Source organism: Oceanobacter kriegii DSM 6294 (assembly GCF_000422845.1).
In the GTDB taxonomy this organism is placed as follows: domain Bacteria; phylum Pseudomonadota; class Gammaproteobacteria; order Pseudomonadales; family Oceanobacteraceae; genus Oceanobacter; species Oceanobacter kriegii.
On the sequence record NZ_AUGV01000022.1, the window covers coordinates 51,965 to 62,857 of the forward strand.

The 10,893-nt window shown below is 53.6% G+C and carries 10 protein-coding genes; 8 read left to right on the top strand and 2 right to left on the bottom strand.

All coding sequences use genetic code 11. The annotated features are described in order from the left end of the window. Nucleotides 1-79: 79 nt before the first annotated feature. Entirely contained in the window at nucleotides 80-1,018 is a 939-nt protein-coding gene (locus G516_RS0112040; RefSeq protein WP_028293876.1) for an AEC family transporter, read from the bottom strand. Between the two features lie 379 nt (nucleotides 1,019-1,397). Here G516_RS0112040 and G516_RS0112045 point away from each other — a divergent pair, with 379 nt between their 5' ends. Next, a complete protein-coding gene (locus tag G516_RS0112045) occupies nucleotides 1,398-2,147 on the top strand; it encodes a sulfite exporter TauE/SafE family protein (RefSeq protein ID WP_028293877.1) in 750 nt (249 codons plus the stop codon). A 211-nt stretch (nucleotides 2,148-2,358) separates the two neighbouring features. Beyond that, entirely contained in the window at nucleotides 2,359-3,651 is a 1,293-nt protein-coding gene (locus G516_RS0112050) for a maltoporin (protein ID WP_051219364.1), read from the top strand. A gap of 485 nt (nucleotides 3,652-4,136) precedes the next feature. Here the strand turns inward: G516_RS0112050 and G516_RS0112055 are convergent, their stop codons facing one another. Beyond that, complete coding sequence (locus tag G516_RS0112055) at nucleotides 4,137-4,331, bottom strand: (2Fe-2S)-binding protein (protein WP_028293879.1); 195 nt, start codon at nucleotides 4,329-4,331, stop codon at nucleotides 4,137-4,139. A gap of 271 nt (nucleotides 4,332-4,602) precedes the next feature. Between G516_RS0112055 and prfB the strand changes: the two genes are divergently transcribed. From prfB to G516_RS0112085, 6 genes are all read left to right on the top strand, one after another. Next, nucleotides 4,603-5,698 (top strand): peptide chain release factor 2 gene (prfB, locus tag G516_RS0112060; RefSeq protein WP_156879032.1). Its coding sequence is split into 2 segments (ribosomal slippage): nucleotides 4,603-4,674 and nucleotides 4,676-5,698, totalling 1,095 coding nucleotides; the frame shifts between segments, so codons are not numbered across the junction. Nucleotides 5,699-5,877: 179 nt separating this feature from the next. Beyond that, a complete protein-coding gene (lysS, locus tag G516_RS0112065; protein ID WP_028293881.1) occupies nucleotides 5,878-7,395 on the top strand; it encodes a lysine--tRNA ligase in 1,518 nt (505 codons plus the stop codon). Between the two features lie 161 nt (nucleotides 7,396-7,556). Next, a complete protein-coding gene (locus G516_RS0112070; protein ID WP_028293882.1) occupies nucleotides 7,557-8,168 on the top strand; it encodes a M15 family metallopeptidase in 612 nt (203 codons plus the stop codon). 170 nt (nucleotides 8,169-8,338) lie between these two features. Next, complete coding sequence (locus tag G516_RS0112075) at nucleotides 8,339-9,361, top strand: BLUF domain-containing protein (protein ID WP_028293883.1); 1,023 nt, start codon at nucleotides 8,339-8,341, stop codon at nucleotides 9,359-9,361. Nucleotides 9,362-9,366: 5 nt separating this feature from the next. Beyond that, on the top strand, nucleotides 9,367-10,101 hold the full coding sequence (locus G516_RS22240; protein WP_051219366.1) for a GTP-binding protein: 735 nt from the start codon (nucleotides 9,367-9,369) through the stop codon (nucleotides 10,099-10,101). Between the two features lies 1 nt (nucleotide 10,102). Continuing rightward, a complete protein-coding gene (locus tag G516_RS0112085) occupies nucleotides 10,103-10,555 on the top strand; it encodes a roadblock/LC7 domain-containing protein (protein ID WP_028293884.1) in 453 nt (150 codons plus the stop codon). Nucleotides 10,556-10,893 lie beyond the last annotated feature (338 nt).

Below are 10,893 nucleotides of genomic sequence, written 5' to 3' on the forward strand. Positions count from 1 at the left end.
TTGTGCTTTGGTTAGCGTCTATGTTTTGGTCGTCTGTGTTTTGGTTCGCTTCGGAACGGTGCTTTGGCCAGAAGGCCTGTCACAGCAGAAGGGTCAGGACAACCGTCAAGGATACAAATGCGCTTACGGTCGTTGCCACCAGGCTGCTGGCGCAGAAATCACGCAGGCCGTAGTTGCTGCCGATGATCGGAATCACCGCGGCCATTGGCAGTGCGGCGTACACAATCAGCAGGGCTTCCAACGTCGGGTCAAAATCCGGCCAGCACAGCAGCACCAGCGCTACCATCAATGGGTGAATAACCAGTTTGCCGATGGTCACCAGGCTGATGTCACGGATATTCCCCCGGATCGGGTTGGCCACCAGTGAACCACCAATCACCAGCAGGGCAATACCACCTGCCGCATTACCCAGAACGGTCAGGGTTCGCGACAGCACTTCGGGCAGCGCCAGTCCGGACAATGACACCAGCAAACCGGCAATAATGGCAATGATGACGGGGTTACTGACAATGCGCTTGGCGATGCCCCCTGCCAGATGAATCAGTTTGGCTGAGGCATCTTCGCTACGACCTCGACCCAGCTCGGCCGCAATCAGTACCGCAGGCAGAATAACGATGTTTTCAACCATGACGGCAAAAATAAAGGTATAGCCCCATTCCTCACCAAACGCCTGCATGACCACCGGGTAGCCGACAAAGATGCTGTTTGGCATGGTGGTACACAGCGCACGGATGGCAGCATCGGTCAGTGAGCGGTTCAAGAGCTTGAACAACACCACAATCACCAGTTGGGTCAGCAAGGCTCCCAATGCGTAGACGCCCAGAAAATCCCACGCCAGCACCTTGTCGAAATCGAGTCGTGCCACCGTACCGAAGGTCAGCGCCGGAATCAGGCAGAACAACACCAGTTTTGACAGTACCGGCAGCACATCCCTTGGCATCAGTTGGCGGACGGTCAGCACATAGCCCACGGCGATGATTAAAAAGATCGGCGTGATAATGGTCAAAATAGGTAGCATCTGGTTTCCCTGTGGAGTTCCTGGTTTTTTGTTGTTGTCCCAAAGGCGGCCGACGCTATCAGCTATCACGCCGGGTCGGTACTTCAACTTACGGGACAGTCCATTCAAAAGTTGAAGTGATTTCTATTAACAACGCTGGTCTTTCTCTCTGTGGTCAAGAGGGTCCCTATCAGCTATCGCGCCGGGCCGGTACTTCAACTTGCGGGACAGTCCATTCAAAAGTTGAAGTGATTTCTGTTAATAACGCCGGTCTTGCTCTCTTTAGCCACGGCCCTCTGAATACCCCGTGCAGCTTTAAATGACAGTACCGTGACTGGTGATCAACGGCTGTTCATGGTCTCATCGCTGCTTCTTTATCATAACGGGCAAGGGCGCACATATGCTGGGTTTTGATCTCGGTTTCTGGATATTGGCAATACTGGCGGTGTGGGTGACTGGCGTTTCCAAATCTGGCTTTGCCGGCGGGGTAGGCGTGATTGCTGTACCGCTGCTGGCGCTTTACATCGATCCTCGTCAGGCAGCCGCCATTATGTTGCCGCTGTTGGTGTTGATGGATGCGGTCAGCATGAAAGCCTGGTGGGGCAAACTGAACCTGACTCAATATCGCCGCTTGATTGGCCCTGCTTGCATCGGCATCGCGATTGGGTATTTCACGTTTGATCTGCTGAATGCCGACCTCATCAAGATTGTTCTGGGTGTTTTATCCATCGTTTTCTGTCTCTGGGGCTTTGCCAGCAACCTTCAATTGGGTGAAACAAAAACCGGCAACCCATGGATTGCACGACTGTGCGGCACCATTACCGGCTTTACCAGTTTTCTCGCTCACGCTGGTGGGCCACCGTTGAATTTGTACCTGTTGCCACTGCGACTGCCACGTCCGGAATATCTCGCCACAGTGATCTTTACCATCGCCACCGTCAATCTGGTGAAACTGGTTCCTTATGCCATGCTGGGGCAGTTGAATGGCGATAACTTATTGATTTCGTTGATATTGATGCCAGTGGCCTGGCTCGGTGCCAAGTACGGAATTCGCTTGCAGGCGGTAATCAGCGACCAATGGTTCTATCGGATTATCTACTCGGCGCTGGGTTTGATCGGTGCAAAATTACTGCTGGATACGCTGTTTTGAGTTGTCTGAAAATTCATCAAAATAAAGGGTGATTTCAAAATCATCCATTACAGAATTGATATGAACGTGGCTGAAACATTCATTTAGTGACGTTGGAACAATCTGACTAGTATCGGCTTGCAGTTGAGGGAGCGAGCCGATTCCTAATCATCTTACTCGCTCCTGTTTCGGACTACAGAAACGACTATAAAAACAATAGAGAGCTGAAAAGATGAAGCACGAGCATAACAACAACGCCCGTACATCCGTTATTTCTCCAAAGGCTTTGGTTCTGGCTGTTGCCGCTGCCACTGCCATGCCTGCTATCGCCGACGATAGCCCATTCCATGCTTACTTCCGTACCGGCATCGGTTCTTCTATCGATGGTGGTGATCAGGTTTGCTACAAGGCCAAAGGCGCACCGTCCAAGTACCGTCTGGGTAACGAGTGCGAAACCTACGCCGCAGTTCGTCTGATTACCGACAAGGAAGTAGAAGGCGCTGGCAAGTTCAAGATGACCACTGAAATCATCTACGAAACTGACCAGAACTCCGACTGGGAACAGATCAACGGCAACACCTCTTCCGCCGACCGTATCTCCATCCGTCGTTTCAACGTTGAAGGTACTGACGTTATCGAAGCCCTGCCAGGCGCGACTCTGTGGATTGGTAAGCAGTTTGTTGATCGTCAAAACGTTCACATCAACGACTTCTTCTACTACGACCCGAAAGGCCCGGGTGTAGGTCTGAAAAACGTCGACGTAGGTTTTGGTAAGCTGGGTGTTGCCTGGTTACGTAACGGCTCTACCGACGCGACCGATGGTGAAGGTGATTCCGGTAACTACGTTAACAACACCTACGATTTCCGCATCAGCAAAATGGAAGTTGCCGACAACGTATCGGCTGAAGTCGGCCTGACTCTGGGTTCTACCAGCGGTACTGACGGTCTGGCTTACGAAGGTGCCAACAACTCCGGCTCTCTGGTAACCCTGAACTTCATGTTCAACGACGTGTTGGGTGGCAACAACAAGCTGACCATTCAACAAGCCAACGACGGCATGATTTCTTCTACCAACACTGGTAACCAGAACGGTACTCTGGAAGGCGACTTCTTCCGTATTATCGACTCTGGTGTGACTTCTCTGGCCGATAACGTAGAAGCCCAGTACGTGGTGGTATACGAAGACAAGAACGTAGACAACAGCGCGACCAACACCGGTCACGAGTGGCTGTCTGCCGGTATTCGTCCGGTTGTTCAGTGGGGTGGTTACTCCAACACAGCGTTTGAAGTTGGCTACGATCAGGTGAAAGACAAGTTCTCTGGCGATACCAACAGCATGACCAAGTTCACTGTTGCCCAGCAGTTCTCTGCCGGTTCCAAGTTCTTCTCTCGTCCAGCCCTGCGTATGTTCGCTACTTACGCCATGTGGAACGACGAAGGTCAGAACAGCAACTCTGGTGGTGTGACGCCAGCGGATGCAACCAGCGGCCTGAGCTTCGGTGCACAAACCGAAGTGTGGTTCTAAGTCTTACTGGTTTAATCCATATCGGGAGTTCCAATTGGCGTTGGCCGTCAGGTGCCTTGACCTGACGGTTTCATAACAGAACTTGTTATGTTCTCCCCGAAAACCGGCTCTGGCCGGTTTTCCCAATTGGACCTTCTTCTTCATTATTTATATGAAGCGTTAAAACCGGCCTTGAGCCGGTTTTTTGGTTTCTGTGTACCTGTGATCTGCCGTGATCTGGGCTGCGACAACAATGCTTCCTTCGCGAATAAATTCGCTCCTACACGTTTGTGCAGATAATAGTCGGAGAAGTTAGGGTGTGCACAGAAACAAGCATCTGTCCCTCTTCGCGAATACATTCGCTCCTACAGGTTTGTGCAGGTAATAGTCGGAGAAGGTAGGGTGTGCACGGCGTACCGAAAAGAGCGATTCAGCTCTGCCTGAACACAAACGGCAGGCACAAAAAAACCGGCCTTGGCCGGTTTTCTTCTTCATTTCTCAATGAATCAGCCGACTTCGGCAAACTCACAAGGTGGCAGGGTAGCTACGTGCTGACGAATCAGTTCTTTGGCAGCTTTACCACAGCAACCGCAATCGGTGGCAACACCCAGGCTCTGGCGCATTTCAGCGTAGCTCTGGCCTTGCTCAACGGCGTCTTTAACCTGCTGGTTGGTAACGGCTTTGCACAAACACACGTACATATGAATGACCCTGCGATTGGGAATGACTATCAACAGGATTAAAGTTAGTTTAAGTGAGAAATGTTTGCAATCGCTTTTGAAAGAAAATTGTAAATTATTCGTATTTGTGAACCATTATTTTTCAGTTTGTTTTTTATCTGAGCCATTATCCCCAGAACGGTCGACTCGCCTACACTGTCACGATTCTGTAGAATACGGCGTCATTTTATGACGACGGGGCAGCAGCCCGGTTGTCCATCACCTCGAATCAGCGATACAGATAGGTAGTCCCTTGGAAATTAATCCGATCGTCGAGAACATCAAAGACCTGCAAGCGCGTACTGACGTGCTTAGGGGGTATCTTTGACTATGCCAACAAGCAAGAACGCCTCGAAGAAGTAGAGCAGGAACTGGCTCAGCCAGACGTCTGGAACGACGCCGACCGTGCCCAGGACCTGGGTAAGGAACGTGCAGCGCTGGAAGTCGTGGTAAAAACCATCGATACCCTCGATACCGGCCTGGCAGATGCCAAAGACCTGCTCGACATGGCGGTAGAAGAAGACGACGAAGACTCTGTAGAAGAAGTGAAATCCGAACTCGCTGAACTGCAAGCTCAGCTGGAAGTTCTGGAATTCCGTCGTATGTTCTCCGGCGAACTGGACCCGAACAACGCCTACCTGGAAATTCAGGCAGGCTCCGGTGGTACCGAAGCCCAGGACTGGGCCGAAATGATGTGCCGCATGTACCTGCGCTGGATCGACGCCCACGGCTTCAAGGGTGAGCTGATGGAAGCCTCCGACGGCGACGTTGCGGGCATCAAATCTGCCACCATCCGTATCGAAGGCGAATACGCTTATGGCTGGTTGCGTACTGAAACCGGTGTACACCGTCTGGTGCGCAAGAGCCCGTTCGACTCCGGTAACCGTCGTCACACCTCGTTCTCTTCCGTGTTTGTCTCCCCTGAAGTGGATGACAACATCGAAATCGAGATCAACCCGGCCGATCTGCGTATCGACGTATACCGCGCCTCCGGTGCTGGTGGTCAGCACGTTAACCGGACCGAATCGGCGGTACGTATTACCCACATGCCGTCCGGTATCGTGACCCAGTGTCAGAACGACCGCTCGCAGCACAAGAACAAAGACCAGGCCATGAAGCAGCTGAAAGCCAAGCTTTATGAAATGGAAATGATGAAACGCAGCGAAGAAGCCCAAGCACTGGAAGACACCAAGTCTGACATCGGTTGGGGCAGCCAGATCCGTTCCTACGTACTGGACGACTCCCGTATCAAGGACTTGCGTACCGGCGTAGAAACCCGCAACACCCAGCAAGTGCTGGATGGCGGTCTGGATATGTTTATTGAGGCTAGTCTGAAGAAAGGCCTTTAATTGTTCGTCGGACGTCTGATGCTGGACGTCTGATGCAGAACAAAGCGTCCGACGTCAGACCTCTGGCGTCCGACCAGAAAACGCGTCTTACGTCGACATTCGGCGTCCGACCGCTAACGAAACAACGCATCCGACGTCATCCTTCCGACGTCAGACTTTATACACAACCGGGTTAAAAAATGACCGAACAAACTCAAACTGCTCAGGAAGAAAACAAGCTCATCGCCGAGCGTCGCGCCAAGCTGGAACAGCTGCGTGAAGGTAGCAAATCCAATGGCCACCCGAACGATTTCAAACGCGAGAACAAGGCCGGTGATCTGCAGGCAGCGTACGGTGAAATGACCCGCGAAGAAATCGATGCACTGGGTGTTCGTGTTGCCGTTGCCGGTCGTCTGATGCGTCGTGGCGGTCCGTTCATCGGTCTGCAGGATGTTTCTGATTCCATTCAGGTGTACCTGGGCAAGCCACTGCAGAAAGAATCCGAAGCCTGGCAGCTGCTGGACATCGGCGACATCGTGTCTGCCTCCGGTGTTCTGAGCAAGTCCGGCAAGGGCGAGCTGTACGTTAATGTTGAAGCAGTTGAAAACCTGCAGATTCTGACCAAGTCCCTGCGTCCGCTGCCAGACAAGTTCCACGGTCTGGCCGACCAGGAGATGAAGTACCGTCAGCGTTACGTTGACCTGATCACCAACGAAGAATCCCGTACTACCTTCCTGGTGCGCTCCAAAATCATCACTGCCATTCGTGGTTACCTGGCTGAGCGCGACTTCATGGAAGTCGAAACGCCAATGCTGCAAACCATTCCGGGCGGTGCCACGGCCAAGCCGTTCGAAACCCACCATAACGCTATGGACATCGACATGTTCCTGCGTATTGCGCCAGAGCTGTACCTGAAGCGTCTGGTAGTGGGTGGCTTCGAACGCGTGTTCGAGATCAACCGTAACTTCCGTAACGAAGGTGTGTCGACTCGTCACAACCCTGAGTTCACCATGATCGAGTTCTATCAGGCGTACGCGACTTACCACGACCTGATGGACATCACCGAAGGCATGCTGAAGCACATCGCTGAAAGCGTACTGGGCACCACCACCATTGAATACGGTGAGTCCACCTACGACTTCGCGGCGCCGTTCCAGCGCATGACCATGGTCGAGGCAATCCTGAAGTACAACCCGAACATGGACGCTGCGGTATTTGCTGACCCTGAAGCCAACATCGACACCCTGAAAGCCTACGCCAAGCAAGTAGGTATCAAGGATTCCGAGAAGCAGGCAGCCTGGGGCCCTGGCAAGTACATCTGTGAAATCTTCGAAGAAACCGCCGAAGAGAAGCTGGATCAGCCAACCTTCATCACCGAATACCCATGGGAAGTATCACCGCTGGCCCGTCGTAACGACGACAACCCGTTCGTAACCGACCGCTTTGAATTCTTCGTTGGCGGCCGTGAGCTGGCTAACGGCTTCTCGGAGCTGAACGACGCCGAAGATCAGGCAGCGCGTTTCCGTAAGCAGGTAGAAGAGAAAGACGCCGGTGACGACGAAGCCATGCACTACGATGCGGACTACGTCAACGCACTGGAATACGGCATGCCTCCGACCGCTGGTGAAGGCATTGGTATCGACCGTCTGGTGATGCTGTTTACTAACAGCCACACCATCAAGGACGTGATCCTGTTCCCGCACATGAAGCCGCTGTAAGCGTTGGATTGAGTGATCGAAACCCGATGTTGCAAGGCATCGGGTTTTTTGTTTCAGGGCGGCTGATAGAGGGAAACAATCTGATGACATCTGTATCTGCAGGGAAGCCATCCCCGGCAACTTCATCCCCAGCAGCCTCATCTCCAGAGGCTTGGAGTTCAATGGCGCTTACGGATGGCTTTGTTGATTTGAAAGCGCTGATGCCGAACCTGTGTGTTGAACTGGCTTACGCCAGCAGCGCCAACTTTACCGGTGCTGTGGTTGACGGTTATCAGGCCAATCGGGCGCTATTGACCGAACAAGCGGCCACGGCGTTACAGCGGGTGCAGCAGGCTCTGAATGCACAAGGGCTCGGCTTGAAAATCTACGATGCCTATCGCCCGCAACGAGCGATCCCGTGTTTTCTGGCTTGGGCCAGCAACGATGATGAATCCACCAAATCGACTTATTTCCCCAACCACGAAAAGTCCCAGCTGTTTGATTTGGGCTATTTGGGGCTGCATTCGGCGCATTGTCGTGGCAGCACCGTTGATCTCACGGTGATTGAACAGGACTCTGGCCGTGAGCTGGACATGGGCACCGCATTCGACTTCTTCGATCAAGCCTCATGGACCAGCTATCAAGCGCTGTCTTCTACACAGCTGGCAAACCGAACCTTGCTGGCTGAGCAAATGCAGCAACAGGGATTTGTCGGCTTCGAAATGGAGTGGTGGCATTTCACTTTGGCTGATGAGCCATTCCTCAACCGCAGTTTTGATTTCCCGGTGTGCTAACCGCTTTTTGCTCCTCTGTCACAGCGCAAAAGACAGGGGAGTCATGCCTGCCTGTATTGCCTACTAACCCCGTTGGGATGCGAATCACACTTCTACAGAAAGCCTGCTGAAACCCTTGGGGGCTGGTCTAGATTGCAGTAGTACGTCGCAAACTGGCCGGGAGGCAATCAATGAAGCGGATGGGATGTGTAGGCAAGCTGGCAACATCCGGCACGGGTGAAGATCATTCCGCCGACATCGTCGGCCTGTTTAATGACCTCAGAGCCATGCAGGGCGAGTCGTCGCTGCGTGGGGTATTTCTGGTTCACGGTCATGCATTTTTGCAGATACTGGAAGGCGAGCACCAGTGCATTGCCAACGCTGCGTACAAAATCCGCCGTGATGCCCGGGTGGAAGACTGCGCCATTCTGCATGTGGGTGATATCGACGAGGCGTTTTTCAGCCACTGGAAAGTCAAATGCTTCCGCCCGGACTCGGCCGAGCATCGGCAATTTCTGGTTCGCATTCGTGACGAGGTGTTAGGCCCGGAAGTATTCCAGAACGAATTGGCTCGCAAGCGTTTCCAGGCGCTGTTTCCCAGTGCGCTCACTGATTTGGTTCCGGCAACACCAGAGAACGAAGTGTTTTCTGCGCCTGCCAGTGCCAACACCATTAGTAACGCCAGCACCAACACCTGCACCGGGGCCCCAGCCAATACCAGCGCTAACACCAGCACCATCAATAACGACCTCAAACAGCTCAGCTACAGCATTCATGCCTGGCCCAAGCCCGGCCAGATGAACCTGTCGCCACAAATCATGCGTTCTTGCGCCTTACTCAGCAGGCAACACATCAGCTACTCCGAATTGTTAAGCCGTGGGCTGTGGCAGAGCGTCAGCGAGTTTGAAGCCTTCTTGCAGCAACTGATGCGTCTGGGGGTGCTGGTTGCTCATCCAATGTCGTCGCCAGCGGTTGCCAGTGGAGCCTCAATACGCAGCCGTGCAGAGTCACACACCTTTCCGCAGGCTAACGCTCGTGAGGTTGAGGGCAGGGTTAAAAGCAGGATCGAAAGTAAGGTTGAAAGCACGGCTAACCGAATGAACACAGCAGAGACTAGCCGTGAAGCGGCCACCGCCAGAGGTGACGCCACTGGCTCCGGCCGTTTTGGCGCCTTGATGCGCCGGTTTATTTCATCCGCCAGAAAAGCGGGGTAAGGGCCATGAACACAGCTGCAACACCAAACATCTACAAAAAGCTGGCGGTGGTCGGAGAAGTGGGGGCGGGGAAAACCCAGCTGATTCAAACCATCAGTGAAATCTCGCCCTTCGCCACCGAAGCGCGTTCCAGCGTCGATATTGGCAAGGAATTCACCACGGTGGGAATCGACTACGGCCGCTTATCGCTCGATGAGCACACCGCACTGGGCTTGTACGGGCTGCCCGGACAGCGCCGTTTCAGCATGTTGTGGGAAATGGTCAAGGGTGAACTTTGGGGGCTGGTGGTACTGGTCCGTTTTAAACCGCACGGCCAAACCGAGCAGGATTTACAGCAATTGGAACACCTGCTGGCGTTCTTTGAGCCGGGCCGTCATCACATACCGGTGGTGGTGGGAATTACCCATAGCGAAGACGTCGACACAGCCGCATTGGAGCAGCTTAGCGAAGCGACCTTCGATGTTCTGACCAAACATCAGGTGATTGCGCCCGTGGTGGCGGTAGACCCTCGACAGCTGGAGTCTTCGCTCACGCTGCTGGAGTTGATGCTGATCCTTAGTGAAGACGCCGACTGCGACCTGCATAACTTCGAAACCCAGTATCACGCGTTGCTGGATAGCCCTGACGCAGGTCCAGACGCAGGTTCCGACACTACTGATCCTCTTTCTGATACCGATTCTATAAACACAGACTTTGCCAACACCGAGGCGATTGTCGCCCCACAACAAGGAATTGCCTGATATGTCACAGTCGACTTTTCAAACGTCCCCGCAATCCGCCTTTCAAACGACCTTGCTGGGCCTGTTCGATGACTGCCTGCAACGCTATGCCGGGGCCGAGTGTGTGTGTCTCAGCACCACCGACGGCTTTCCGGTGGCCAGCCGCACATTGGCGCACATTCAGTTTGAAGCGGATGCCATGGCCGCGGCGTCCAGCACGCTGTTTTCGGTCAGTAATGCGGTATCGCAGCAAATGCTGGATCGGCCGTTTCGGGTTGCGTTTGTAGAGTCCGAACGAGGCAATATGGCGTTTGTGTCGCTGAGTGTGGGGCAGCAGGATTATGTGCTGACCATGTCGGCCAGCGATGAAATGAACATTGGTCAACTGCGGGCCTTTATCAATCGCTTGGCCCGTCAAATCGTGGAGCAATGTGAGGCACCAGAAGCGCCCGCTTCTCGGCTGGCGGCGAGCTGAGTGCTGCACTTGAAGTTGTGTTGATCTAATGTGAGCTGCGTTTAGACGTTTTAGCCAGCGGGCCTGCAATGGGCCCGTTTTCCTGTTCCTGCTTCCAACTCCCGACTCCCGACTCCCGACTCCCGACTCCCGACTCCCGACTCCCGACTCCCGACTCCCGACTCCCGACTCCCGACTCCCAACTCCCGACCCTCAACCCTCAACCCTCAACCCCGAGCTACAGCGCCTGCCACAGGCCGAGTCATTGCCCCTAAACCGACAAAATGTCGGAATCGTCTTTTATTGGTCCACTTTTGATCTTGCCCAGTCACAAAAAGCTGCCAGACTGACGACTGTTT

What these genes read in the sequence shown, in the direction of transcription:
- G516_RS0112055 (WP_028293879.1), bottom strand. Translation starts at nt 4,331, where the DNA reads ATGTACGTGTGTTTGTGCAAAGCCGTTACCAACCAGCAGGTTAAAGAC.
- G516_RS0112070 (WP_028293882.1), top strand. Translation starts at nt 7,557, where the DNA reads ATGGCGCTTACGGATGGCTTTGTTGATTTGAAAGCGCTGATGCCGAAC.
- G516_RS0112045 (WP_028293877.1), top strand. Translation starts at nt 1,398, where the DNA reads ATGCTGGGTTTTGATCTCGGTTTCTGGATATTGGCAATACTGGCGGTG.
- G516_RS0112085 (WP_028293884.1), top strand. Translation starts at nt 10,103, where the DNA reads ATGTCACAGTCGACTTTTCAAACGTCCCCGCAATCCGCCTTTCAAACG.
- G516_RS0112050 (WP_051219364.1), top strand. Translation starts at nt 2,359, where the DNA reads ATGAAGCACGAGCATAACAACAACGCCCGTACATCCGTTATTTCTCCA.
- G516_RS0112075 (WP_028293883.1), top strand. Translation starts at nt 8,339, where the DNA reads ATGAAGCGGATGGGATGTGTAGGCAAGCTGGCAACATCCGGCACGGGT.
- lysS (WP_028293881.1), top strand. Translation starts at nt 5,878, where the DNA reads ATGACCGAACAAACTCAAACTGCTCAGGAAGAAAACAAGCTCATCGCC.
- G516_RS0112040 (WP_028293876.1), bottom strand. Translation starts at nt 1,018, where the DNA reads ATGCTACCTATTTTGACCATTATCACGCCGATCTTTTTAATCATCGCC.
- G516_RS22240 (WP_051219366.1), top strand. Translation starts at nt 9,367, where the DNA reads ATGAACACAGCTGCAACACCAAACATCTACAAAAAGCTGGCGGTGGTC.